The 23,407-nt window shown below is 42.3% G+C and carries 30 protein-coding genes and 1 pseudogene; 28 read left to right on the forward strand and 3 right to left on the reverse strand.

The window, feature by feature from the left end; translation table 11 throughout:
• Positions 1-21: 21 nt before the first annotated feature.
• From ACBP55_RS18200 to ACBP55_RS18240, 9 genes and pseudogenes are all read left to right on the forward strand, one after another.
• A complete protein-coding gene (locus ACBP55_RS18200) occupies positions 22-1,032 on the forward strand; it encodes a thiamine pyrophosphate-dependent dehydrogenase E1 component subunit alpha (RefSeq protein ID WP_464653069.1) in 1,011 nt (336 codons plus the stop codon).
• Entirely contained in the window at positions 1,033-2,013 is a 981-nt protein-coding gene (locus ACBP55_RS18205) for an alpha-ketoacid dehydrogenase subunit beta (RefSeq protein ID WP_464653070.1), read from the forward strand.
• 12 nt (positions 2,014-2,025) lie between these two features.
• Positions 2,026-2,670 (forward strand): 2-oxo acid dehydrogenase subunit E2, encoded by a 645-nt coding sequence (locus tag ACBP55_RS18210; RefSeq protein WP_464653071.1) that lies wholly within the window; start codon positions 2,026-2,028, stop codon positions 2,668-2,670.
• 20 nt (positions 2,671-2,690) lie between these two features.
• Entirely contained in the window at positions 2,691-3,872 is a 1,182-nt protein-coding gene (locus ACBP55_RS18215) for an acetyl-CoA C-acetyltransferase (RefSeq protein WP_464653072.1), read from the forward strand.
• A 21-nt stretch (positions 3,873-3,893) separates the two neighbouring features.
• A pseudogene (locus ACBP55_RS18220) lies at positions 3,894-4,747 on the forward strand (3-hydroxybutyryl-CoA dehydrogenase).
• Between the two features lie 171 nt (positions 4,748-4,918).
• On the forward strand, positions 4,919-5,203 hold the full coding sequence (locus ACBP55_RS18225; RefSeq protein ID WP_464653073.1) for a hypothetical protein: 285 nt from the start codon (positions 4,919-4,921) through the stop codon (positions 5,201-5,203).
• Between the two features lie 12 nt (positions 5,204-5,215).
• Positions 5,216-5,563 (forward strand): DUF962 domain-containing protein, encoded by a 348-nt coding sequence (locus ACBP55_RS18230; protein WP_464653074.1) that lies wholly within the window; start codon positions 5,216-5,218, stop codon positions 5,561-5,563.
• Positions 5,564-5,588: 25 nt separating this feature from the next.
• Positions 5,589-5,954 carry a hypothetical protein gene (locus ACBP55_RS18235; RefSeq protein ID WP_464653075.1) on the forward strand — a complete coding sequence of 122 codons (366 nt, stop codon included), beginning with the start codon at positions 5,589-5,591 and terminating at the stop codon, positions 5,952-5,954.
• A 60-nt stretch (positions 5,955-6,014) separates the two neighbouring features.
• Positions 6,015-6,521, forward strand: coding sequence for a DUF6933 domain-containing protein (locus ACBP55_RS18240; protein ID WP_464653076.1), 507 nt, complete (start codon positions 6,015-6,017; stop codon positions 6,519-6,521).
• A 6-nt stretch (positions 6,522-6,527) separates the two neighbouring features.
• Here ACBP55_RS18240 and ACBP55_RS18245 read toward each other — a convergent pair whose 3' ends face one another.
• Complete coding sequence (locus ACBP55_RS18245) at positions 6,528-7,475, reverse strand: FkbM family methyltransferase (RefSeq protein ID WP_464653077.1); 948 nt, start codon at positions 7,473-7,475, stop codon at positions 6,528-6,530.
• A 310-nt stretch (positions 7,476-7,785) separates the two neighbouring features.
• Between ACBP55_RS18245 and ACBP55_RS18250 the strand changes: the two genes are divergently transcribed.
• The 5 genes from ACBP55_RS18250 to ACBP55_RS18270 all read left to right on the forward strand — a co-directional run bounded on the left by ACBP55_RS18250 (position 7,786) and on the right by ACBP55_RS18270 (position 11,065).
• The gene (locus ACBP55_RS18250) at positions 7,786-8,691 is read left to right on the forward strand and encodes an S-layer homology domain-containing protein (protein ID WP_464653078.1); all 906 of its coding nucleotides are present in this window, start codon (positions 7,786-7,788) and stop codon (positions 8,689-8,691) included.
• Between the two features lie 172 nt (positions 8,692-8,863).
• Positions 8,864-9,907, forward strand: a complete 1,044-nt coding sequence (gene mreB, locus ACBP55_RS18255; protein WP_464653079.1) for a rod shape-determining protein MreB — start codon at positions 8,864-8,866, stop codon at positions 9,905-9,907.
• Between the two features lie 14 nt (positions 9,908-9,921).
• Positions 9,922-10,302, forward strand: coding sequence for a hypothetical protein (locus ACBP55_RS18260; protein WP_464653080.1), 381 nt, complete (start codon positions 9,922-9,924; stop codon positions 10,300-10,302).
• A gap of 15 nt (positions 10,303-10,317) precedes the next feature.
• On the forward strand, positions 10,318-10,578 hold the full coding sequence (locus tag ACBP55_RS18265; protein ID WP_029194962.1) for a hypothetical protein: 261 nt from the start codon (positions 10,318-10,320) through the stop codon (positions 10,576-10,578).
• A gap of 136 nt (positions 10,579-10,714) precedes the next feature.
• Complete coding sequence (locus ACBP55_RS18270; protein ID WP_464653081.1) at positions 10,715-11,065, forward strand: VOC family protein; 351 nt, start codon at positions 10,715-10,717, stop codon at positions 11,063-11,065.
• Between the two features lie 123 nt (positions 11,066-11,188).
• Here the strand turns inward: ACBP55_RS18270 and ACBP55_RS18275 are convergent, their stop codons facing one another.
• Positions 11,189-11,953, reverse strand: coding sequence for a C40 family peptidase (locus ACBP55_RS18275; RefSeq protein ID WP_464653082.1), 765 nt, complete (start codon positions 11,951-11,953; stop codon positions 11,189-11,191).
• 177 nt (positions 11,954-12,130) lie between these two features.
• Here ACBP55_RS18275 and ACBP55_RS18280 point away from each other — a divergent pair, with 177 nt between their 5' ends.
• Positions 12,131-13,360, forward strand: coding sequence for an MFS transporter (locus ACBP55_RS18280; RefSeq protein WP_464653343.1), 1,230 nt, complete (start codon positions 12,131-12,133; stop codon positions 13,358-13,360).
• A gap of 80 nt (positions 13,361-13,440) precedes the next feature.
• On the opposite strand, the gene ACBP55_RS18285 is transcribed toward ACBP55_RS18280, so the two are convergent.
• On the reverse strand, positions 13,441-13,623 hold the full coding sequence (locus ACBP55_RS18285; protein ID WP_029194957.1) for a hypothetical protein: 183 nt from the start codon (positions 13,621-13,623) through the stop codon (positions 13,441-13,443).
• A gap of 199 nt (positions 13,624-13,822) precedes the next feature.
• Between ACBP55_RS18285 and ACBP55_RS18290 the strand changes: the two genes are divergently transcribed.
• From ACBP55_RS18290 to ACBP55_RS18350, 13 genes are all read left to right on the forward strand, one after another.
• Entirely contained in the window at positions 13,823-14,329 is a 507-nt protein-coding gene (locus ACBP55_RS18290; RefSeq protein ID WP_464653083.1) for a DUF3189 family protein, read from the forward strand.
• Between the two features lie 64 nt (positions 14,330-14,393).
• Positions 14,394-15,242, forward strand: coding sequence for a VOC family protein (locus tag ACBP55_RS18295; RefSeq protein WP_464653084.1), 849 nt, complete (start codon positions 14,394-14,396; stop codon positions 15,240-15,242).
• Positions 15,243-15,451: 209 nt separating this feature from the next.
• Positions 15,452-15,979, forward strand: a complete 528-nt coding sequence (locus tag ACBP55_RS18300) for a GNAT family N-acetyltransferase (RefSeq protein WP_464653344.1) — start codon at positions 15,452-15,454, stop codon at positions 15,977-15,979.
• A 385-nt stretch (positions 15,980-16,364) separates the two neighbouring features.
• Positions 16,365-16,598, forward strand: a complete 234-nt coding sequence (locus ACBP55_RS18305; protein WP_464653085.1) for a hypothetical protein — start codon at positions 16,365-16,367, stop codon at positions 16,596-16,598.
• Between the two features lie 168 nt (positions 16,599-16,766).
• A complete protein-coding gene (locus tag ACBP55_RS18310) occupies positions 16,767-17,123 on the forward strand; it encodes a hypothetical protein (RefSeq protein ID WP_464653086.1) in 357 nt (118 codons plus the stop codon).
• Between the two features lie 68 nt (positions 17,124-17,191).
• Entirely contained in the window at positions 17,192-17,608 is a 417-nt protein-coding gene (locus ACBP55_RS18315) for an Rrf2 family transcriptional regulator (RefSeq protein ID WP_464653087.1), read from the forward strand.
• 107 nt (positions 17,609-17,715) lie between these two features.
• Complete coding sequence (locus ACBP55_RS18320; protein ID WP_464653088.1) at positions 17,716-18,582, forward strand: SDR family oxidoreductase; 867 nt, start codon at positions 17,716-17,718, stop codon at positions 18,580-18,582.
• A gap of 316 nt (positions 18,583-18,898) precedes the next feature.
• Entirely contained in the window at positions 18,899-19,117 is a 219-nt protein-coding gene (locus ACBP55_RS18325) for a hypothetical protein (protein ID WP_060645074.1), read from the forward strand.
• A 65-nt stretch (positions 19,118-19,182) separates the two neighbouring features.
• Positions 19,183-19,998, forward strand: a complete 816-nt coding sequence (locus ACBP55_RS18330) for a uroporphyrinogen-III synthase (protein ID WP_464653089.1) — start codon at positions 19,183-19,185, stop codon at positions 19,996-19,998.
• Positions 19,999-20,426: 428 nt separating this feature from the next.
• On the forward strand, positions 20,427-20,714 hold the full coding sequence (locus ACBP55_RS18335) for a Rid family hydrolase (RefSeq protein WP_464653345.1): 288 nt from the start codon (positions 20,427-20,429) through the stop codon (positions 20,712-20,714).
• An 80-nt stretch (positions 20,715-20,794) separates the two neighbouring features.
• Positions 20,795-21,343, forward strand: a complete 549-nt coding sequence (locus tag ACBP55_RS18340; protein WP_464653090.1) for a DinB family protein — start codon at positions 20,795-20,797, stop codon at positions 21,341-21,343.
• Positions 21,344-21,587: 244 nt separating this feature from the next.
• Entirely contained in the window at positions 21,588-21,869 is a 282-nt protein-coding gene (locus ACBP55_RS18345) for a late competence development ComFB family protein (protein WP_464653091.1), read from the forward strand.
• A gap of 137 nt (positions 21,870-22,006) precedes the next feature.
• Positions 22,007-23,317 (forward strand): ABC transporter substrate-binding protein, encoded by a 1,311-nt coding sequence (locus tag ACBP55_RS18350; RefSeq protein ID WP_464653092.1) that lies wholly within the window; start codon positions 22,007-22,009, stop codon positions 23,315-23,317.
• The last annotated feature ends 90 nt before the right edge of the window (positions 23,318-23,407 follow it).

Genomic DNA, 23,407 nt, shown 5'->3' on the forward strand with positions numbered 1-23,407 from the left:
GCAGAGAGAGGAGGAGTTCCTATGTCTTCTCAGCAAGTTAACAAGCATCAACAGCTCGGTTTAACCGATGAACAGGTACTGCAGATGTATACCTTCATGCTCAAAGCGAGGAAGTTTGACGAGCGAGCAACCCTTCTTCAACGGTCAGGCAAAACGGCCTTTCATATCTCAAGTATCGGTCAAGAAGCGACCCAGGCAGCAGCGGCATTCGCATTAAATAAGCAGCATGACTATTTTCTGCCTTATTACAGGGATTATGCCTTTGTCTTAACGGTGGGTATGACCGTGCGTGAACTCATGCTGGCAGCCTTATTTAAAGCGGAGGACGTTAACGGAGGCAGGCAAATGCCAGGGCATTTTGGCTATAAAAAGCATCATATTGTTTCGGGATCAAGTCCGGTTGCCACGCAAGCCTTGCATGCTGTCGGCATTGCATTGACGGCCATGATGAAAAAGGAAGACCATGTCGCTTTCGTCAGCTTTGGCGAAGGGGCTAGCAATCAAGGGGATGTCCACGAAGCGTTCAATTTTGCCGGTGTATTCAAGCTGCCCGTTATCTTCTTATGCGAAAATAACCAGTATGCCATTTCTATCCCTGCGCATAGACAGGTGGCCGGGCGCGTTGTCGATCGTGCCGCAGGCTACGGCTTCCCAGGTCAACGGGTTGACGGCAATGACACGCTGGAGGTGTATCGCGCGGTCAAAGAAGCGAGGGAGCGTGCCGTCCGCGGATATGGGCCAACGTTGATCGAGGCGATGCTTTATCGGATCCCGCCGCATTCCACCGCGGATGATGATATGCTGTACCGGACGAAGGAAGAGGTAGAATACCATAAGGAGCAGGACGGCTTGCAGCGGTTTCGGCGTTATTTGATCGAATGCGGCGTTATGTCTGAAGAGATCGAACAAATGCTGAATGAGAGTGTCACGAAAGAAGTGAACGAAGCAACGAAATATGCTGAAAAAGCCCCTTATCCGGATCCAGAAGATGTATTAAGGCATGTTTATGCGGAAGATAGGGGTGATACTTAAATGCCAATCTTAACGTATTTGGAGGCCATTCGTCGTGGGATGATTGAAGAAATGGAACGCGATGAGCATGTTTTTGTGCTCGGAGAGGATATTGGGAAGGGCGGCGTACTTAATGCGACGAAAGGCATGCGCGATCGGTTCGGTGAACTGAGAGTCCTCGACACGCCGCTCTCTGAATCTGCCATTGTGGGTGTTGCGATTGGAGCAGCTATGGTGGGGATGAGGCCGATCGCTGAAATTCAATTTGCCGATTTTATTTTCCCGGCGACAAATCAAATCATAAGTGAGGCAGCGAAAATTCGTTATCGCTCGAATAATGACTGGCATTGTCCAATCGTCATTCGCGCACCTTACGGCGCTACAGGCGGAGGCGGATTGTATCACTCCCAGTGTCCGGAATCGGTCTTTTTTGGCACTCCGGGACTCAAGATTGTTGCGCCGTCTACAGCCTATGATGCCAAAGGTTTACTGAAGGCGGCAGTGCGGGACGAGGATCCTGTCCTTTTTTTCGAACATAAGAAGTGTTATCTATCGATATCCGATGATGTCCCTGAAGAAGATTACACAGTTCCGATCGGCAAGGCAGCCATAAGGCGTGAGGGTAAGGATATCACAGTGATTGCCTATGGATTGTCGGTGCATTATGCCATTAAAGCGGCTTTTGAGTTGGAGCAAGAAGGAATTAGTACAGAGATATTGGATTTGCGGACGCTTCATCCGCTCGATAAGCCTGCTATTTATGAGGCGGCAGCCAAAACCGGAAAAATATTGATCGTACACGAAGATAATAAAACAGGCGGCATTGGTGCTGAAATTTCGGCTTTAATTGCGGAACACCTGTTGTACGAATTGGATGCACCCATCATGAGATGCTGCCCTCCCGATATTCCCTCCGTTGGCATGGCGCCAACCTTAGAGAAGTTTTACCTGCCGAATGTCGACACCGTCAAAGATGCCATGCGCCAATTAGCGGAAATCTGAAGGAGGCTGGGTATGCAGAGCAGCTCTGAAAATCCCCATGCTTGGATGATGATCGAAGTGGATGTCAGTAACCTCGTCGTCTTGCGGCAAAAGTTGAAAGAAGACTTTATGCGTAGAGAGGGTATCCCGTTATCGCTTAGCCCATTCGTCTTGAAACCGATCGTGAATGCCTTGAAAGAGTTCCCCATGCTGAACTCGAGCTGGGATTCGGGCAGCATTCATGTCAAAAAAGATATCAACCTATCGATAGCGGTTGCTAATACCGACGATACCGTTGTAACACCTGTGATCTATCATGCGGATCGTAAATCCATAGCAGGAATCGCGATTGAACTGCATGATTTGGCCAATAAGGCGAGAAATGGTTCCTTGCTGCCTTCCGATTTCGTTGAGGGTTCATTTACATTTAGTAACACAGGCTCGGCAGGATCCTTGCTTTCTTGTCCAATCATTAATAAAACGCAGGCGGCTATGCTGACTTTTGAGTCTATCGTACGTAAGCCCGTAGTTATTCAGGAAATGATTGCGATCCGATCTATCGCGAATCTGTGTCTTTCCTATGATCACCGCATGGTGGATGGGATGATTGGCAGTCGTTTCATGCAGCGGGTTAAGTATTATTTGGAACAATATAAGGAAGAAACGATCATTTATTGAGAACGATGGGGGACGAATCCATGAGGGAAAGTGTCATTGTAGGAGGTGCCCGAACGCCATTTGGCAAGTTGGGTGGTGCCTTGAAAGAAGTCCAGGCAGTCACTCTCGGTGGAACAGCAATCAAAGAAGCAATCCTCCGATCTTCGATTGATCCGGCAACCATTGACGAAGTGCTTATGGGGATGGTGCTGCAGGGAGGAGCGGGGCAAATTCCCTCTCGACAGGCTGCTCGATGGGCTGGTCTGGATTGGAACGTGACGACGGAGACCATTAACAAAGTGTGTGCATCCGGACTGAGAAGTGTGACATTGGCGGATCAAATCATACGTTCAGGGGATGCGGATATTATCGTAACCGGTGGGATGGAGAGCATGAGCAACGCACCATTTGCAGTTCCAAGCGCACGGTGGGGAGCAAGAATGGGTGATCAAAGCCTCGTGGATCTTATGATTCATGACGGTTTATGGTGTTCATTTCACAATGTGCATATGATCGTACATGGCAGTACGGTAGCCGGAGAGTTTGGAATTAGCCGTAAAGCACAAGATGAATGGGCACTTCGCAGTCATATTCGAGCTGTTGAAGCGATGAATAAGGGATATTTTGCGGAGGAAATCGTCCCTGTAGCTATCGAGAGTAAGGGTGGAACGATTGCGGTTAGTCAAGACGAAGTCCCTAGAGCAGATACAAGTCTTGAAAAGCTTGCCGCATTGCCTTCTTTGTTCACAAAGGATGGCACGATAACAGCGGGTAACGCTCCAGGCGTAAATGATGGCGCTGCAGCTATGGTGGTCATGTCCAAAGAAAAGGCTGTTTCACAGGGGATAAAGCCTATGGCTAGGATTGTTGGTCACGCTGCTGTAGGTGAAAGAGCACCATATATCGCGGTCACACCGGCTCTGGCGATTCAGAAGCTGTTGCGTCAAACGAGTTTGTCGTTGGAGCAAATCGACAGGTTCGAAGTGAATGAGGCCTTTGCGGCCGTTATGCTGACCAGTGGCAGATTACTTGGCTGGAATCCGGAGCGAGTCAACGTAAATGGCGGAGCGATAGCTCTAGGTCACCCCATTGGCGCCAGCGGGGCGCGAATCATCCTCACTTTGATCCATGAACTGCGGAGAAATGGCGGAGGCTATGGCATAGCCGCGATATGCAGCGGTGCCGCGCAAGGAGATGCGATTCTTTTACATGTAGATCCATAAGCTTGTGTTGGGGGTGAATAGATGAATTTACAAACTATCATGGTTGTAGGTGCTGGGCAAATGGGGAGCGGTATGTCCAAGTTGCTGCTGCTTCGGGCTTGAAGGTGCTATTGCATGATATTTCCATGGCGGTTATTGACAAAGGATTAACCGCGATAGACAAACAACTATCTAGAGCTGTTGAAAAAGGAGGTCTTACAGAAGTAAGGAAATCTGAAATTCGAAGTCGAATACAACCTGCGGAGCAATTAGAACATGCGGAACAGGTAGATCTTGTGATAGAAGCCATTTCCGAGAATATGGGGTTGAAAACGTCCCTATTCCAAAAGTTAGATGCTATTTGTACACCACAGACCATCTTGGCATCGAATACGTCATCGCTCCCTATTACCGAAATTGCCGCGGTCACCCAGCGTCCGGCCAAGGTAATTGGCATGCATTTCATGAACCCAGTACCGGTTATGCCTTTAGTTGAAGTCATCCGTGGGTTGGAAACTTCACAGGAAGTGTTCGAAGTAGTTTATAAACTGAGCGAAAGATTGGGGAAGACCCCTGTAGAAGTGAAAGACTTTCCTGGGTTTGTGTCGAATCGAATCTTGATGCCGATGATTAACGAAGCTATTTTTACCGTTTATGAAGGCGTTGCTTCTGTTGAATCGGTCGATACAGTGATGAAGCTCGGCATGAAGCATCCCATGGGACCGCTGGAGTTGGCGGATTTCATTGGTTTGGATACCTGCCTATCTATCATGGAAGTCCTATATGATGGCTTTAAAGATTCGAAATATCGTCCATGTCCACTTCTGCGTAAGTATGTGAAAGCAGGGCGTTTGGGGCGCAAATCTGGTCAGGGGTTTTATTCGTATCATGGTTGATAAAAAGGATACCAGTGGACAGTCACTTCACATGGGACTGTCCATTTTGATTTGACTTTAAGATTATTTTTGAAAATAATGGTGGGTAGTGCAGGGATATTTTGGGATTTATTGAATTAAACCAAAGGAAGTTTGTTGACAAAATTGATCAACCACGAAAGGAATAAACGAATGACGATTATTGGAATTATTACAGCCATTATTTTTGCAATACTGATTTCTATTTATCTTGGGCCATATGGTGGAATTGTTTTACTAGCCGTTATATTTGGACTTGTTTTAAGTACACATCAAAGAAACAAAAAAATGTATGAAGATATACAGCGAATCAAAGAACGATTAGGCATCGTAGATCGTAACGATTTTCAAATGACGAATGAGGAAATTGAAGAGGAGCTTGAGGCCTACTTAGACAATGGGAATGATAAGAAGAAAGAGTTGGACACTGATAAATGAGGTAAAATTGAGATGAGACGAAAGAAGTTCATAGCTCGAGTTCAACGCGACTTAGATTATTATCTTAAAGAGCATCTGAATAAGACCAATCGAATCCTGCACTATTTTGCTTTTTTGTCGGCTTTTTTGGCTTGGATATTTTTGTTTTATGATCTAAAAGTAACGCTGATACTGGCCGTATTACATTACCTATTATCGTGGATAGGACATTTCTATTTCGAGGGAAATAAGCCAGCATCTTTTCGTTACCCACTTATAGGTTTCTACTCTGGGTTTACATGGTTTTTTATTAAGACGATTGAGCTTGCAACTGGCAAAGAAATTTTGAACAAATGGTTAAATGGGAAACGTGAGGATTGAATTAGTAAGTAAGGTGGGAAGATAGATGAATAACACAAGATTTATTAGCTATCTAATTTACCAATATGTAATCATGATACTTACTCCAACTATATGTGCTATCTTTATTGATATAAACCCCTATTTAAAAGGATTCATTGGCGCATTCCTCTATTTATTTGGTGGAATAACAGGATTGATCTTTATCTTTATAACTCATTTCTGGTTGAAAAATGAACTAATGCTGTTATCCGTCTTACTTCTAACCAAGATGATTGTTTGGTATCCAGTCCTTACTTCTATGTATAATCAATTAAAAAGAAAGAAATGGATAGCTTATACAATAAATTCATTTTCCACCCTTTGGGCAATCGTAATTGGTATCTTTTTTATGGTAGCATCTATGCAGTAGCAATCAATATTTACCTTGGCTTCATGCCAAGCATCTACGACAAGAAAGTTGTGATTATCAATGTCTATTATTGCATGCACAAAGAAGTTATTTGATTTAAGTAATTTTCCAGTATCGCCAATTCCGGAAGTGGGTTATAGACCTCTGAATAGTTGGCATGCTCATTTGTTTAAGGTGGGCAGAAAGAAATGTGTAATGATAATGAACGATTTAACAAGATACCAAGTAGTTCTTTATGGGGTCAGGAAAGAACATGTTAAAGACTTTCAACATTTGTTTTTGAAAAATTTAGAGATTGTCTTAAAAGCAGATCAATTCACAGATCAAGAGGTTAATTTGTTTTTATCAAACATGGACAAGGTTATTTACACGAAAACTCACAATAGAAGCATCGTGGGATCTTTAAATGAGCAAATTTTCATGACACAACATTGGATTGAAAAATATCTTCCTACTGACGAGCTGAATATTGTTGGTCTTAATGTAAAGCTGAATGCTTCTGTTATTTTAAAGCTAGCGGAAGGATACCCTAGGCTTGCTCTAAAGAATGCTTTGCTGAATATGTAAACTCAATTAATCCATTTGTATAATCTGCGAATAAATCTCTGGAATCGTCACACCCGGCGAGGCCAAGATGATATCCGTATGAACATGTTTCTTTTTGAATAACAGTTGCAGTTTTTCCAAAGATATTTGTTCGAAGTGGTACAGTTCCTGATGATTTAAGTAAACATAAAGGTTGAAATGCTGTTGTAAAAAAGTTAAAAATGCATGGGCATCCGTATCACTTTTGGCTAAATATTTACTGTCAAATTCAATAAATCCAAGTATATTAGGACAATTTTTAATGGAATGCAGCATCCCTTGGATGACCTTCTCTTCATGACCTTCCACATCGATTTTGAATAATAGCTTTTCTTTATCCAACGGATACTGGCTAAGCAAAGAGTCAAGTGTAATGCTGGGAATGTCGTGTTGTTGGTATGCCTTCGATACGCCCTCCTTGCCAAGAGCTGCGGTTGAAAGGCCAGACCAGTATTTATTAATGAAGAAAGATTGCTTATCGCTATCTTCGTTAGAAGCCATAGCATAAACGGTGTTAATTTTTTTGCGGTTAGGATGTATTTTCTTGGAACGCTCAATAAACGGCTGCAAATGAGGATTGGCTTCAATTCCAATGACTTTGCTGTTTTTGGGATAGGTCACGGAAAAGAGGCATTCGCCATAATTTACGCCTACGTCTACGATCAAGGTGGGTCGGAAAGTGGCAACCGCCGTTTTCCAAAACAAATTCAGCCTTGGTTGTGTCATTCCACCCGTCATATACAGAATTCTTCCGCGGTTTTCGGTTGGATCGACATAAAGAATACGAGATGAACCAGGCAGCACAATTCGGTCTGTGCGCCATTGTCTTATAATCGTGCGGGAAAGCACATAACGTGCCGTTGATTTCAAAATTTCCCAATAACGTAAAGAAGACTCATGTTTAATAGCAGCTTCGAAAGTGTGTTTATGGGTCATCGTGTAGTTCCTTTCTAACTAAAGTTTTTGGATAGGAACGTAAGTCTTTTTAGTTTAACAAAAAGTTATTATTTATGAGTTATGTGGATGTAAAATGAATGTTTATTTATGTGAAATATTTAAATTCAATTGTCGTTCGAAAATAATGGAGAACAAATCCATATCAGCAGAAATATAAGAACTTCATTTATACGTGGTTAAGCCGGGAAATCCCTCGGTTTTTATTTTTTTAAACTTACTGAAACATTTTTCACCTACGATTCGTTAAGAGTGTGTAATAAGATAATCAACTAAAAGGAGAGAATTAACTATGAAAAAGATAGCAGCTTTAACTTTAGCAACAGCTTTAGTAAGCAGTTTGACTTTTAGCAGTGCCTTTGCTTTTTCGGATGTAGAGGACGGACAAGCTGCAGCAATCTCTGCACTGCAAGAACGCGGAATCGTGAGCGGTATTGATAAGGATCATTTCGTTCCAAAAGGAAAGATTAGTTATGCACAAACCGTGCAAATGATCGTTAAAGGCATGAATTTAAACATGGATACTTTGCGTTTTTTTAAACAGCCATTAGCTTCTGATATTTATACCAACATCCCGAATGATGCTTGGTATGCGGATGCATTCATTATTGCGCACTACAACGGCATGAACATTCCTAAGGATGTAAACCCGAACGCAACAATTACTCGTGAACAATTTGGGGAAATGCTCGTACGTGCTTTGGAAAAGAAGGGCAATTTCCCGCTGGTGAAAATGTTTATACCGATCAAAGATGAGGCACAGATTACTCCCGAATTTCAAGGGGCTTTACAGCGATTGCTGCTTTACAAAATTGCCGAGCTTGACAAGGATGGCATGTTTAATCCTAAAGCCGAACTTACTCGTGGCCAAGCCGCAGATTGGGTATACAATGCGATTCGCGTTTTAGACACACATATCCATAAACCAGCGCCTATTGAAGATGTAACCGTAACTGTGGAGAAAGTAACGGACGATGTGAACAAGGTTACCTTATCAAGAGGTCAAAAACCGAATTCAGGTTACAGTATTGCCATTCAAAATGTTCGATTTGATCAAAACGGTCAAGCGGTGATTTCGTATACGCTGCAAGATCCAAAACCGGACACGATGTATGCTGAGGTAATAACGGAAGCGAAAGCCGTAACATATGTTTCCTCAGCTTATAAAGCAGTAGCAGAACCTGCAGTTGCGAACTAAATAAATCATACTTAAGAGTGCTGTTCACCGATAAGGGTGGGCAGCATTTTTTTTATTACCCTCTAAAAATGGCTAGTTTATGCGAACAAGTATGAAGATGCAGTTAAGTCAAATCAACTAATATACGCGCTACTATGGGCATTGTCTATTGAACAGCGAGAAGGAGCGAGTCATGTTAAAGAGATTGGAAGAACTGTTTGGAGTAGACCTTGGCACCTGTAACACACTTATTTATCAACAAAAAAAAGGGATTGTATTGTCAGAGCCATCTGTCGTCGCCATTCAAACGGATACCGGGGAGATTAAAGCTTTTGGCAAGGAAGCCTATGATATGATAGGGAGAACTCCAGCTAATGTGGAGGTCATCTATCCTTTAAAGGATGGGGTTATAGCGAATTTCGATATGACCTTAGCGATGCTGAAATATTTTATAGGCAAAATAAAAAGAGGTTATCAATGGTTTCGCAGCTTCCAAGTATTGATTTCCGTGCCTTGTGGAATTACGAATGTGCAAAAGCGTGCTGTCGAGGAAATGATTGTACATAAAGGAGCAAGGAGATCTATCACGATCGAGGAGCCGCTCGCTGCAGCTATGGGCGCTGGGTTGCCTGTTGCAGAACCAATTGGTAGTATGGTCCTTGATATCGGCGGAGGGACAAGCCAAGTAGCTATCATTTCTCTAGGTGGTATTGTCGTAAGTGAGTCGGTTCGCCGTGGAGGCATGTCGATCGATCAGGATATCATTGAATATGTGAAGAAAACTTATAATATGGCCATTGGAGAACGGACTGCGGAGGAAATCAAGAAGAACGTCGCTGCCGTTGTCAAGCCTGTGAAAGACGTGAAGATGGATATAAGAGGGCGTGACCTTATGCAGGGCTTGCCTAGAACGATATCGATTTCATCACTGGAGATTTACGAGATTATGGATGATTTTCTGAAATCGATTCTGGAATGCATACGACTCGCCATGGAGAAGTGTCCGCCCGAACTAGCTGGAGATGTGATGGAGCAGGGCATTCTGTTATGTGGGGGCGGCGCATTGCTGGAAGGGTTAGATAAAAGACTACAGCAAGACATAGGCGTTCCAGTTCATCTCGCAGAGCACCCGATGGAATGTATTGCTCAAGGTACTGGGAAAATGCTAAACTTCAATGGGGCGATAATTGAACGATCTGAAAAGATTGTTACAGAAGATCGAGAAAGCGTCCTGTAAAGGAGGCTTTTCTATTGAAATTTAGAGCAGTATCTGATCAGACGAAAATGAATGTAATGCTTTGGAGGATTAAAAAGGAAATCATGAAAGAGAACAGGTATTTAGAATCCCTGCCTTATGATCCTACACCAATTATGGAGGTCGTGAAACACCACATCGATAGATGGGACCCCGTAAAGCTTCTAGCGATGGGTAGCCCGGATGATGAGTATGATGGTGAAACGAGAACGATAACCATTTATATCACTAGACATCTAGATGATCTGGATGTTCTATCATTGGGCAAAGCGATTAATAAGGTAATGGGTGATTCCTTTCGTGATGAATTTCAAGCAGACGAGCTTTCTATTGAAATAGCTTCAAGTATCATTCATTCACTAAGATCAGGCGTATAGAAATGGGGTGTTGTTGTGAGCGAAATGCTTAACAAATACTGTGCCAAAATATTCGGTAAAACCGGTGTTATTATCGAGATTGGCGTCGTTAAAAAGGTTGCGAGCCGGACGGTTCACGTTGATTGGGGAACCAAAACGTGGATCTATCAGAATAAAGATTTCATCTGGACTCCGCTATCGAAAGAAGAGTTTGAAGAAAGATATAAGAAACCTAAATTTTCGGAAGGGGCGCTTGCCCGTGCCTTGGAGTTAGGTTTGAAGATTACTTATAATTAGCACCCCAAAGAAGCCGTTCCTTGGTCAACAAGGATCGGTTTTTTTTGTTCATTTTAGAAATAATTTCATTTACATGGGAACAAATATTCGGTATTATGGAGTTGGGCATAAATACCAATTATGGAGGTTGAGTCATTTGGGTCGTGTTGTATTATTTGAAATGAATAGTCAAGATCCGGAACGTGCAGCAAGTTTTTATTCGTCTGTTTTTGGCTGGAAGATTGCAGAGCCTAACTGGGGATATCATCCAGTAACTACGGGAAATGATGATGAATCTGGCATAAATGGCGGTATTTCTAAGGGACCCAGTGATTTTCCGCATGGAATAAGAATTCAAATCGAAGTTGACAACATAGATGTGGCACTTACTAAATCCGTTGAATCGGGAGCACAAGTGGTTAGAGGCAAAATGGAATTTGATGATTTTTATCTGGCCTATTTAGTGGATCCAGTAGGGAATGGGATCGGTTTAATTCAAAATAAATAATCAATAGGAATTTAAGCTGCCTACAGTCACTTATGCCAAAATAAATTAGGGATTTCATCGAATAACGCCCTCTCGTTCGGACCTCCACCTATTGGTGGAAGTCCTCATTGATTACACGAATAATTATTTGGTGTCTAGTACTGAACCACCTAAGACAAAGCGATAGGTTAGATGATTATTGGCAACATCATCTATGCGTACGCCGCCTGTGGCCGCTGAAGCCGTGTGGATGATTTTACCATTCCCCAATGATAAACCCACGTGTGTAATACTTCCGATTGATTTATCCACCCCGACGTATTTATTCGGATCATTCCCTTTATAACTGACGAAGAAGAGCAAATCTCCACGTTGGGCTTGATCGATAGATGTGTATGTCCGATTGGAGAAAGTTTGAACATAGATCGCTTGACTTCTTGAATCTTTTGGGATTTCCATCCCAAGCGAAGAAAGATAAACCCAGCGTGTGAAGTCGGAGCAGTCAAAAGTAGATGGGTCCGAACGATCCGAACTGAATTCATATGGAGTTCCATAGTACATAGCTGCTTGTGAGATTACATTCTCTGCATAGTTACCTTGTTTTGGCTGGATGGAGGGGTTGGGTGTAACTTTAACGAGTTCACGTGATCCTCCGAGGATTTTGATTGAGCCATTCGTGGAAGAAGCGACATCTTGTGCGCGATAGCCGCGTTTTTCTAGTTCAATGTTAGCATCACCTCTTTGAAGCAATACGTCTTGATTTGTAATTGTAGGATCCAATAGCCGGCTATCCATACCGCCTTGTTGCGTGGTGACTCCAATTTTCTGAGGGGCGACATTTCCTTTACCACAACCAGCTAAAACAAGAATACAGCTTAATACTGTAAGTAATTTTTTTGAATGTTTCATGATTTCCTCCTGTAGTTGATACCCATATTATGTTTAGAATGATTACATTTAATGCGATGATGGATTTTTCAACTTGAAGTCTGAGAATTGGATTTTAGAAGGAGTGTTTTTCGGTTATGTAACACAAAATAGGGATAAGGTAAGCTATTGCGATGATTAGGAGAATGCGTTTTGAATGTGAATAAAACGAATTTGTTGCGCGAACCGGCGAAACGAAAGTTGCTTTTCAGCACAGGCATTAGCTGGTTATTCGACGCTATGGATGTAGGGATTATCTCTTTTATTGTTGCTGCATTAGCAGTCGAGTGGAAATTAGGCGCACAGCAGATTGGTTTGTTGGCAGCCATTAATTCGATAGGCATGGCCGTAGGGGCTTTATTAGCAGGCTCTCTTGCTGATCGTTTCGGACGTCGGCTTGTCTTGCTTGGTACGATTATTATTTTCTCCGCAGCAAGCGGACTCTCTGCTCTTGCCACTAGCTTTGTTATCTTATGTGTCCTGCGTTTCATTACTGGGGTAGGACTTGGAGGGGAACTTCCTGTTGCGTCAACGCTTGTTTCTGAGTCGTTTTCCCTGAGAGAAAGGGGACGAGCTGTTGTGCTGCTAGAAAGCTTCTGGGCGTGCGGTTGGATAGCAGCGGCGCTTATTGCCTACTTCATCATTCCTACTTACGGGTGGCGTGTGGCCTTTGTTATCGGTGCACTGCCGGGGTTTTATGCTTTATACCTCAGGCGATCAGTTCAAGATTCACCGCGATATACGGAGCTTCGCAGCCGGAAATTGTCTTTCCGCGAACGTGTAGCTTCTGTATGGTCGTCTAAATATCGAAGATCCACCTTAACACTTTGGATTTTATGGTTCACAGTGGTATTTTCCTATTACGGTATGTTTCTATGGCTTCCAACTGTCATGGTTATTAAAGGTTTTGGTCTCGTGAAAAGCTTTCAATATGTATTGATTATGACGTTGGCACAGCTTCCAGGTTACTTTACCGCTGCTTATTTGATTGAGAAATTTGGACGTAAGTTTGTGCTCGTCACCTATCTGCTGCTGACCGCAGCAAGCGCATTATGGTTCAGTAATGCGGATACGGTAGGGATGTTGATAGCAGCCGGTGTTAGCTTATCTTTTTTTAATCTTGGCGCATGGGGAGCCATGTATGCCTATACACCTGAATTGTACCCGACTGAAGTACGATCTACGGGTGTAGGGCTTGCCGCATCTTTCGGACGTATAGGCGGTATTATTGGTCCGTACCTTGTAGGTTTACTGGTGGCGAATCATAAAGCAATCACCTCCATTTTTATGGTATTCTTCGTTGCGATTGTCATCGGAGCACTGGTTTTATTGTTTTTTGGCAAAGAAACAAAAAATACGGACCCCGATTATGCTGCTGATCCTAGCTAATGATATTGTTAGATGAATTCAACAAAAAAACCACGCATCCGTGCGTGGTTTCGCTGTATTTTTCTTTTGCTAGTTCCAAATTACGTTGTTTCCCGTTCAATGATTTCTTCTAATTCTGAACTGTGCTCATTAGCCGCTGCAATGATTTCTTGATCTACCTTATTTTTTCCTTGCATAAGCTCTGCCGCTTGGGCCTGATTGTTTAACTGTTCTATCTCTTGGCCGATCCCATGCGCACCTTGATGTCCACTGTTTGTTGTCATTGTTAAGAATACTCCCTTGTTGTAAAGATTCAACAAACTGTAATATGCTCGGATTAGTGGGCTCTTATGCAGGATGAACGCTTACCTGGGTATTTTGAGGACTATATCTCTAAGAGAAAAAGGTTGTTTTATTCATTTTAGGAGATAATAAGTAAAGAAGTTTTCTACAATATCGTTCTCTGGGTGGTGGGTATGATCTATGATCTATATTTATAATGATTTCGGAGGAACACATACAACAGCTTTGGCTGCAGCTTATCATCTCAATAAGTTGGACGGTACTCACGAGCCTACAACCAATGAAATACTGAATACACACAACTTTAATAAGTTAGTTTATAAAGACAGAGGGAAGTTTTACTTTCATGGCAAGGATGAAGATGACAATAAAGTATACACAATGGGCAGAGGAAGGTCTAAAATTCTAGTACCGGGTGTATTTAATCTCATTGATATGCTAATGGAAGAAGAGGTTCTTAACGAAAAAATCATTTTATCCAATACATCACCGACTGTGCCTTTTGCGATGACTTGCGGCGGTATGCTTTCACGATGGTTAAAAATTGATTTTATAGGTGTGCCCTTATTGGTTAAAGGGGCTAAACAAGCGTATAAAGACATTTTTAATCTCGTTCAACATACGAAACAGACCGCGAAGTCCTCAACCTCCCAGTTAATTATGCTTGATAATAAAGACTTCAAATAAGGTTTCAGGGTTGTTCATGGATACATATATGATCGAACATACAAACCTATCGGGAGGTACTTAAATGAAGTTTCATCAACAGCCAAATACATTTGTAAGTCATGTACAATTAATCGTGGAACAGCTTGAAAGGTCTTTATCATTTTACCAAGGGATATTAGGTTTTCAAATCTTGGATCGCACAGATTCCACAGCTTCACTAACGCTAAACGGAAAAGATGCACTGGTGACCTTAGAGCAGCCAGCAGGTGTCTTGCCGAAAGAACCACGACGTTCAGGACTATATCATTACGCGATACTAGTACCGAACCGGAAAGAGTTGGCCAAAGTCATACAGCACTTCATTGACATCAAATACCCGTTACAAGGAATATCTGATCATCTCGTGAGTGAAGCGCTGTACTTGGCAGACCCAGACGGGAATGGGATAGAAATTTATGTGGATCGTCCTTCTGAAGACTGGGAATGGATTGGAGAGCAAGTCACCATGTCAACCGAACAGGTTAATTTGCGCAGCCTTTTGTCGGAAGCGAATGGAGAGAGGTTCACGGGATTGTCGTCTGACACCATTATGGGGCATATCCATTTACATGTCTCAGACCTAGCGAAAGCTGCGGAGTTTTATATCCAAGGACTTGGGTTTAAGGTTGTATATCAAATAAGTAATCAAGCGCTTTTTATTTCGAGTGGAGGTTACCATCATCATATCGGGTTAAACATTTGGAACGGTAAAGGTGTGCAAGCGCCATCTCGAAACAGCGTAGGCCTAAAATTTTACACGATCGTTTTTACAGATGAAATAACTAGAGATAGTGCGATAAAGAATCTAGCATTGTTAGGCTATTCGGTTAACGAAAATACAGTAGTCGATCCATCAGGAAATCATATTCTATTAAAATACCAAGGATTATAAGTCATTTTAACGTAAATGGGCCACGCACCCTTAAAAAGCTATCGCAACCAAGCGATGGCTTTTTGCGTTTTTCAAAGCTAAATGGGATTGTTTAACGTGCAGAACATGAATAACGTAAAAAGGAATCTAAAACTTGATGAGGATCATGGTCAGAAGTACAATGAAAAAGTACTTATTATGACATGATTTCTTCATTAGGAGTGAGAATGATGCTTAATCGAACGAACGATTCGCAGGTGCGGATCGAGCCATGGGCAGAGGCTGATCTTTCACTACTGTTCCAAATGAATGCACCAGAGATGCTGGAACACTTGGGTGGCCCGGAGACGGAGGAACAGATCCTATCGCGCCACAAACGTTACGTCGAGATTGGCGGCAAGGGAAATGGCCGGATGTTCAGCATTGTCCTGCTTCCGGAATTAGTCGCTGTCGGCAACATCGGGTATTGGGAACGTGTCTGGCGGGAAGAGACCGTGTATGAAATCGGTTGGGGTGTTTTGCCGACTTTCCAAGGAAGAGGTATCGCAAGCCAAGCAACCGCGGCGGCTGTTGCAAGCGCCAGGGCGGAACAGAAGGTCAGGCACATTCATGCGTTTCCGTCAGTCGACAATCCCGCATCGAATGCTATTTGCCGGAAACTCGGCTTCACGTTCATTACTGAGTGCAGCTTCGAATACCCGCCAGGGAGCTTTATGCGATGCAATGACTGGAGCTTGGATCTTACTGCTTCATCATAGGACGGGCACCTTGAGAATTACATAAAGTATGGAAGAATCAACAATGGGCGTGACTCTTTTTATTAAAATGAACGTGTATAATTAGTGTCAGATCCGACATACTACTTATGACGGTGAAACAAGAGAGGTGTGGTTCCGTTGTACATTCAACGAGATAAATACCAGGGAAGTTGTTTTTGAATCCGTATAGAAGCGAGGAGATGTGCCGCAAACACTTAGTGTAGTACATGTACTGCAATAATGGATGAGGTATAGACCAAGCTAAGTAAGGATCAAGGCATAAGTACCATCAATCAATTCACCGTCATGAAGAACTCCGAAAGGAGTTCTTTTTCTTCTTAACTAACCTAATCATGAGCCATAAAACTAGAAGGGTGCGAATAAATTGACGACTACTGAAAATCCAAATAAAGAACTAATTGAGCTAACAACTATTCTTACTAATTGTATTTCTATGGAATTAAGAGTAAAAAAATCCGAAGTAGATATGACAGTGAAAAAAATGGAAGAATACGACTTTAAATATAAAAATTCATGGGCTTCCATGGAATTGGCGGACCATATTGTCATCGAATTTTGGAAGAAAGATCTTATCAAGGATACAAAAAATAAGGAGTAAAATGCCATAACGATTAATTTTTAGGCTGTCTCTCACGGTCAAATTGACCTTAAGGAGCAGCTCTTTTTTTAATTATTTTTAAAATGATTTGAACGATTTTGCATACTCAGTCATACTATAGTTGTTTCCACTTGAACATACCAAATTTATAAAGCGGAGGTAGTTAAAATGGCTAGAACAATTGAATTTACGAACGATGCGCTTATTCTTCATCTATCGGGATTGACAAGTGCGGCTGCTTTGAAACAACTTGTTGAAATTCCTTATTCGGATATCTCGAATGTTTCCATAGATGACTTTAAGTTATCCATGTTTCAATTTAGAGTAGGTACATCCATCGCTGACATTCGAGAAGGACGTTTTCTGATCGGAGATAAATGGTGTTTCATTTCCTACGAGAACCATGAGGATGTCGTCATCCTTGAATTAAATAATCATCAGTTTGGAAAAGTTGTTTTTCAGATTGAGAACCCATTGGAAATCAAAGAACGTATTTTGGAACATATAACGAATATAACGATTTAACTTAACTATCAAACTTGACATCCATGTTAGTTGGAACTATAATGGTTACAACGAGTAGGTGATGAAGAATGAAACAGATTAGCAGTCGATTTTCGATAGCTGTTCATATCCTATCGCTAATAGCGACCATACCAACAGAATGTACAGGTGATTTCATTGCTGGCAGCGTGAATACGAATCCTGTTATCATTCGCAAAATTATTGGGATGCTGAAGAAGGCAGGACTCGTTGAAGTTCGTGCTGGAGTTGGCGGGACTTCGCTGTGCAAGGATACGGACCAGATTACATTACTTGATGTATACCGGGCAGTGGAAGTGATCGAGAATGGGGAATTGTTTAATTTCCACAATCATCCCAACCCTAATTGTACGGTAGGAAGAAATATTGAATCGGCCCTCCGTGCAGAAATGCGTGATGCTCAAACCGCGATGGAACAAAGATTGTCTAACGTTTCCTTGCAACAACTGATAGCTAATTTTAAATAAAAATAGCTCTTAAATGAGCTAATTTTTATAATTTAGTTGTAACCATATTGGTTATAACTAGAGTGATTCTAACTCATTATTAAATAATCCGATGGAGGTTTTGACAAATGAAAATTTTAGTAACAGGTGCTACAGGACAATTGGGATCAAAAGTGGTGGAGGCATTACTCGCATCCGTACCAGCTGAAAGAGTTGCTGTTAGCGTAAGAGATACGGAGAAAGCATCCGATTTACGTTCGCGGGGAGTTGAGGTTCGCCATGGTGATTTTGATGATCCAGCATCACTTGATAAAGCTTTCGCTGGCGTTGACCGCTTGCTTATCGTTTCGACGCAAGGGGATAACGAAACTCGCATTCGTCAACATTTAACAGCTGTATCCGCGGCTGAGCGCGCTGGGGTTGGTTTTATTGCATACACAAGCGCCACAAACGCAGAGGAAAGCTCACTGTTTCTAGTACCCGTGCATCGTGCGACAGAAGAAGCGATTCGCAAAACGGGAATTCCATACGCATTCCTGCGTAATAACTGGTACATCGAGAATGAGATTGGAACGATACAAGGCGTATTGGCTGGCGCACCGCTTGTGACTTCGGCAGGAGCCGGCAAAGTAGGGTGGGCTTCTCGCGGCGATTATGCACAAGCGGCAGCAAATGTTCTTACAGGTAACGGACATGAAAATAAGGTTTATGAGCTCTCCGGAACACCAATCACTCATGATGACCTTACGGCGGTTCTATCTAAGGTCCTTAATCGTGAAGTTCCAATTCAGCATGTTGACGATGAGACGTACGGTAAAATCATGGCTGGTGCAGGAGTTCCTGAGCAAGTCGTTCCCATTCTAGTTGCCATCCAAAGTGCGATAAGAGATGGCGTTTTAGACCTAGAAAGTAACGATCTTCCGACACTTCTTGGCCGACCAGTTACGCCACTGAGTGAAGCGATTGAAGAGCTTGTGAGCGGATTGAAGTCATAATACGAGCATAAATAAGCAATTAAGCGGCTGTCCCAAAGGGGTTATAAACCTTGAGGGGGATCTACCATAAAGAACGTATTTATAAGGACTTCCGCCAATAGTGGGAGGTCCTTTTTGGTCATATCAGAATTTATATGAGCTAGTTTCATATGATTTCCCATCGATTTTCTCTAAATAGTATGAGAATAACATGCCTTTTGCACTAGTTGAGAAATTGGATGGTATAAATAGCACGAAAGTGGTTGATGATTTTCGGATCAAATTCCGCTATAATTTTCTCCGACGGACCAATTTACAAAGATAAGGTGGTTATTTTATGAATATGTATATCTATTTTGGGATATTTTCAATCATACTATTATTTGGTTTAGTCGTTACCTTTATGGTTGGTTTTTCTCGTAAGAATCGGGAAGGTGATCAAACCTATTTCCAAAAAACAGAGGTCAAATGGGTTCGGCTTACATCTTTCTACGTAATTTCAATTGCTGCAGGATTGTTAGCCTTGTTAGCTTATATTCGGTATTCGATCGGTTAATAATGACCACGCCTTCGTTAACCAATGCGAAGCGTGGTTATTTTAAAAAGGGGGATTCATCGTACATGGGAAAGCTGAGCAACAAGAAAATCGTAATTGCGGGCTCAAGAAAAATAGAGGAAATGAGCCTATTGATTGAGAAGCAGGGAGGTATCCCTGTCATTCGTTCTTTGCAAGGTCTTTTATATTTTGATGAGTCGGCGATAGAACGAGAATTATTATTTTGCGTGAATAATAAGATTGATTGGTTTGTTCTTACAACAGGGACCGGAACAGATACGCTGCTGGGTGCTGCAGAACGCTTAGGAATTCATGCCGCATTGATTCAAAAATTGAAAGAAGCGAAGGTATCGGCACGCGGATATAAGACGTATGCTTTGCTTAAGAAATTGGACATAATACCTGAAATTGTCGACGAGGATGGAACAACGCAAGGTTTAATTCGAAGTATGGACTTTTGCGATTTCGCGGGACAAACAGTCGTTGTCCAGTTACATGGCGAACCTCAGCCCGATTTGATCCAATTCTTAGAGAATCGAGGAGCGAATGTGATTCAACTGCTGCCTTATCGGCATGTTGAACCGGAATCATCTACTTTGGAGATGCTGTGTCATGAGCTTTCTACGAGTTCGATAGACGCTGTTTGTTTCACTACCGCGGTGCAGGTGCGATATTTGTTTAACTATGCGAAACGTCAAGGGTTCGCAGATACAGTTAGAGAATCTTTCAACTCACGTGTCCGTGCAGTAGCGGTTGGCAAAGTAACGGAAGAAGCATTGAGAGATGAAGGATTGGACCTCGTCGTTGTACCTGAAATCGAACGGATGGGGGCCATGGTCATTGAATTAGTCAAGTACTATGAAAATCAATATTTACCTTGATTCGGACCAAAAAGTTCTGCAATGATTGCTATCGCTAGGAATAAACATCCGATTATTTATCCTCCTTATTTTATCAACAGTAGATAAGCCGGTATGAGCTGCTATTTTATGGCGCTCATGCCGGCTTATTGTTTAGGTTGTTTTCGAACCGCTGCTTGCCCTTGTAATGATTGCTACTTTATGAATGGTTGCATTTTATTATGGCGCTGCGTTCTTGGAGACTTATAAAAACTTTGAAAAAATCAACTATAAGCTAGCATTGTATGACTTACAAGAGAAGGAAGTCATGAGGCTTCCGTAGAGTGTTAATTGAGTAAAAATCACGAAGAAATGCAGGGATTTTTTGGGTTTATTGAATTATTCAACGGGGGGCTAAAATGCGCAACAACTAATCCTACAAAATTGTACTCCGTGGCGAATCACAAGAGATTCTTGGTCAGAAATACGAAGCTGGACAAGGACCTTTTGATCCTGAAACAGGAAGGTTAGTAGGAAATACATTGGAAGAGCAAGCGAGAAGGGCATTAGAAAACCTTAAAGCAATTTTAGAAGAATCAGGTGCTTCGTTGAAAGATGTTGTTAAAGTGACTTTCTTCCTTGGTGAAGGAGCAGGCTTCGATGAATTTAAAGCAGACTCTAATTTGCTTGTGTTATACCCAAAATCGTGTTCAATTTACAATTACTTACAAGCGGGGATTCTTAGGCTAAAGTCTTAAAACGCAAAAACACTACTGACATACAGTTGTCAGTGGTATTTTGTATACTTAAGTTAAAAGATTCGAGAGGAGCTAATAATATGATGAATACAGCCGTAATTTTGGAACGAATTGAGGAACATACGCACCATTACCTAGACGAATTAAATTTACTGGACTTAGAGCAACTAAAGCTCCAGCCAAACGAGAATGAATGGTCGCTTGGACAATTGTACCTCCATCTCGTCAAAACAGCTCTTAACATGCAGATTGCCAACGTTGAGAAATGCCTAAGTCAGAGCGCAAATGCAGTCGAATCTGCAGGAGAAAAAACGGAAGCGGGAGAAGCCGTCTTTAGGCTTGGCGGTTTTCCTCCTGAACGCATTAGTGTTCCAGCTTCTCCGCAATATACGCCCGAGCAGCCAGCTAGTAAACAGCAGATCACCGATGGCATGCATGCGGTACTCCAAAGAATGAAAGAAATCGAGCCTTTTATTGAGGATTTATCTCCGAGATTTACCTCGATGCATCCGAGATTAGGAGCGCTTAACGCGAAAGAATGGTTTGCACTTATTGAGATGCATTATCGCCATCATCTTCTTCAATTAGAGCGGTTGAAAGCATTCTTAAATAGCACGGAAATCGCGTAGAATCAACTAAATGAGGGAGCTCATAATAAGAGCTCACTCATTTTTTATTTCTAAAGATAGATTGTTTTTTAAGGAGTTCGCTGATAAGGAAATGTCCGTTAAGGCGGATTTATGACAGCCTAACACTTACTAAACATATTCATGTTTGAATAGGTACAAGAGACCTTGACCAAAGGTTGTTGAATTAATCATTGAGTCGATAGTTTAATGAGTTAAATGCCGGTATAGAGGGGTCTGAACAAGTATGGGATTAGTTAATGCAGTAGAAGAGATCGTAAGCAATTTATATGAAGAGTTTCAAAAAAGCTATGAGATCAAATGCGGATGTCAGCATTGCAAAGAGGATATAATGGCTCTAGTTTTAAATCGCATACCTCCTAAGTACACGTCGAGTGAAAAAGGCCAGCTATACATCAAAACACTCTATTTAAATCCACAACTGCAATCCGATGTCATGAGAGAACTCATGCGAGCTGCTCTTGTCGTTGAGCATAATCAAAACCATGTTGTTAATGAAGGGGTATAAGAAAAAATAAAACGTTGATGACATTGGAATGTCATTAGCGTTTTTTTTATTTATTAAACAAAGCGGCACTATTAAGACATATCTATTTAATTAAGACAATATAGTTGAATATGACTAAATTGAGGAGGGCGTCAGATATGGGGGCAGCTGTGGTCAAAGGATGGACAACTATGTTTGCCGGCGTTATGTTGTTGGGTACTTTAGCAGGGTGTAGTGGGAGTGGAAGCACCGTGAATACGGCAACGCCAAGCGGAAATACGCCAGCGCCAAGTGAGAGCGTGAAGAGCACTGAGCCTCCTGCCAAGCAAGTAACGCTTCATATGATTGAAAGTTTAACGAGCCCGAAACGCACCAAACTGCTACAAGATGCCATAGCTAGATTTCAAAAAGACAATCCAAACATTAAAGTGGAGCTCATTTCCCCGCCATTCGATCAAGCGGACAACAAAATTAGAACCATGCTTGCCGCCAAGCAAGAGCTTGACATTCTTGAGGTACGGGATCTGAACATTGCTGAGTATGTGAATAATGGATATTTGGAACCATTGGATACCTACGCATCAAGTTGGGCGGATAGTAAGACACTCTCTGGTACGTCCAAAGTGGTTGGCTCGAATAACGGCAAACTCTACTTTATCGCGAATGCTCTTTATCAAAGACAAATGTTTTATCGGAAAGATTGGTTCGACGCCAAGGGGCTTACTGCACCGAAGACGTGGGAAGAACTGGTCGATTCAGCCAAGAAGCTGACCGATCCGAAGCAAAACCGGTACGGTTTCTCGTTCCGCGGAGGTCCGGGAGCTAACGGCAACTTCGATCATATGATCTATGATTATAACGATAAAGTGATGAATCTCGACGATGCGCCGTTTACGAAGGATGGCAAGTCGGTATACAGCACACCTGAAGCTAAGCAGGCATTAGAGCTGTATAAGAAGCTTTATAAAGAGGCATCGCCGCCGGACTCGATCAATTGGGGCTTCCAAGATCAGGTTCAAGCATTTACTTCTGGGGTAACGGGCATTTTGCTCCAGGACCCAGACGTCATCAAGGTTCTTCAGGATAAAATGGATCCCAAAACATTAGAAACGGCAGCGATGCCACTTGGACCTAACGGCAAATCACTGGTCAGTACGGGAGCTGCAGGATGGGGCGTTACAGCGAATTCCAAAAGTAAGAATGAAGCTTGGAAACTGATCGCATATCTCTCGAGCCCGAAAGAAAATACAGAATTTTCTAAGCAAATTGGCACCATACCGATTCATACATCGGCGACAGCGGATACGTTCTTCCAAACAGGTCCTTACAAGACACTGTTAGATATGACTGCAAAAGCAGATGTTTTCGTCAACTTTACCCCGCCGTTCAAATATCCTGGCAATGGGGGACTGGGGAGAGCTGAGCATGAAAGGGCAGCAATCGTATTTGCTCGACAAGAAATCGAGTGACGATACGCTGAAGGAATGGGATAAATTTTGGTTGGATCAGAAAGCGGGAATGAAAAAATAACGAAAGTAGTTGGAAGCGGCGGGCGGTCA

Source organism: Paenibacillus sp. WG02 (genome assembly GCF_055396115.1).